This is a genomic window from Micromonospora maritima, from assembly GCF_902825405.1.
Lineage (GTDB): Bacteria > Actinomycetota > Actinomycetes > Mycobacteriales > Micromonosporaceae > Micromonospora > Micromonospora maritima.
The window spans coordinates 1-1,829 of sequence record NZ_CADEAU010000766.1 but is presented as its reverse complement, the minus strand read 5'-3'; the positions used below and the strand labels follow the sequence as shown (position 1 = coordinate 1,829).

3 protein-coding genes and 1 pseudogene are annotated in these 1,829 nt (G+C 75.4%); all 4 read right to left on the bottom strand.

What is annotated here, in order from left to right; translation table 11 throughout:
• Positions 1 to 314 (bottom strand): annotated as a pseudogene (locus tag HUW36_RS32075) (putative baseplate assembly protein); the annotation flags it as partial.
• Positions 311 to 760 (bottom strand): GPW/gp25 family protein, encoded by a 450-nt coding sequence (locus tag HUW36_RS32070; protein WP_174531486.1) that lies wholly within the window; start codon positions 758 to 760, stop codon positions 311 to 313. The pseudogene HUW36_RS32075 and the gene HUW36_RS32070, both read right to left, overlap by 4 nt.
• Complete coding sequence (locus HUW36_RS32065) at positions 757 to 1,095, bottom strand: hypothetical protein (RefSeq protein WP_174531485.1); 339 nt, start codon at positions 1,093 to 1,095, stop codon at positions 757 to 759. Before HUW36_RS32065 ends, HUW36_RS32070 begins: the two co-directional genes overlap by 4 nt.
• The coding region (locus HUW36_RS32060; protein ID WP_246248428.1) for a phage baseplate assembly protein V at positions 1,095 to 1,829 on the bottom strand (735 nt) is incomplete at its 5' end. The genes HUW36_RS32065 and HUW36_RS32060, both read right to left, overlap by 1 nt.

Here is a 1,829-nt window from a genome sequence, read left to right as displayed (position 1 = left end):
GTGCCGGCCGGCACCCGGACCGCGCCGCGGTCCGCGCCGGTGCGGGTGAAGCGCACGTCCGCCCAGGCCGCCGCCGGCGGGTGCCGGGTCACGCCCAGCAGGTTCAGGAACGCCACGTACGCCTTCTCCGGCAACTGGTTCAGCCGGTAGATCATCACCTCGGTCAGGTAGGCGAACGCCTCCAGCAGCGCCACGCCCGGGTCGTGCGCGGACAGGTCGGTCCAGTCCGGGCAGGACCGGCGGATCCGTTCCCGGGCCTCGGTGACCAGGTCGAGGAAGGCGCGGTCGTCCAGGTGCGGCACCGGCAGCGTCATGACGTGGCCTCCTCGTCGGGGATGTCGCCGGGCTGCTCGTCGGCGGGCAGCAGGTCGACGGAGAACACGAGCTGGCCGGGGAAGAGGCTGGCCCGGACCCGGTAGTCGAGCCGGATCACCAGACGCCACGGGTCGTCCGGGTCGGGCCCGGCGTCCACGTCGAGCACCTCGACCCGGGGCTCCCACCGCCGGATCGCCTGCCGCACGTAGTGGATCGCCAGCCCGGCGGTGGTGTCGTCGTTGGGCGCGAAGACCAGCCGGTGCAGCCGGGACCCGTAGCCGGGACGCATCAGCCGCTCGCCGGGCGTGGTGGACAGCAGCAGGTACAGCGCCTGGCGTACCGTCTCGTCGCCCTCGGTCATGGCGAGGCCGCCGGCGGCGGTCAGCGCCAGGCCACCGGCGCGACCGGCGTCGAAGCCGGCGCCGACGAAGCGGAAGGCCCTCATGCGTCGGCCCCCAGGAACGTCTGCCGCGGGTCGCGCACCTGGTGGTGCACGGCGCCCGGCGGGGTGCCGTCGGTGAGGCCGTCCAGGTGCGACAGCACCACCGGTTGGCGGTCCACCCGCAGCCAGGTGCTGTAGCCCACGGTGACGGACGTGGTGCGCAGGCAGGGTTTGATCGTCGGGCCGTAGTTCGGGCAGGCGGTGATCTCGCGCCCCTCCGGGTCGGGGCGCACCAGCACCGGGACGCTCCGCACGGTGACCCAGTGCTGCGACGGGCGGTTCTGCACCCGCCCGTCGTGTCCGCAGGTGATCAGCGAGTCGCGGTGGATCCAGCGCATCAGCCACCTCCGTGGGAGCGGGCGAGGGTACGGGCCTGGGCGGCGGCGGTCTCGGCGTCCTCCGCCGTCGGGGCGTGCAGGAAGTCCACGGTGCGGGCGCGTACCACCATGGCCCGGCCGGGTGCGGAGAGCACCAGGTCACCCGCGGCGTGCACGGTGGTCAGCTCGGGGCGCAGCTCGACGAAGCTGCCGGCGTCGGTGGCCAGCCGCAGCGTGCGCCCGTCGTCGTCGATCACGATCGACTGGCCGGTGCCGGTCCGCATCGACCAGCGCCGGGACCGCCCGGAGACGATGCCCGCGTCGTACGGCTCGACCGTGCCGAACAGCGAGCCGAGCACCACGCCCGAGGCCGGCTCGCCGCCGGGCAGCGCCACCAGCACGGTGTCGTCCGGGTCGGGCAGCGCGACGATCCCCTTGCCCCGGCCCGCGCCGGGAAAGAGCACCGCGAGCCAGCCGGCGTCCAGGTCCCCGTACGCGGGCAGCGTCACCCGGGCCCGGCCCAGCCGGTCCGGGTCGTCCACGTCGGTGACGGTGCCGAGGGTGACCGTGGCCGGCGGTGGGGCGGCGGCCGGCGACGGCTCGGGCGGCACCGTGGAGAACCGGGTCAGGTGGCCGTCCGCGTCCACGGTGTGCACCACCTCGGTCAGCACGTACACGCCGGCGACCGGCTCGGGCACGCCGGCCAGCGCGATCCGCCGGCCCGGCCGCAGCGCGGGGTCACCCTCGGCCGTGCC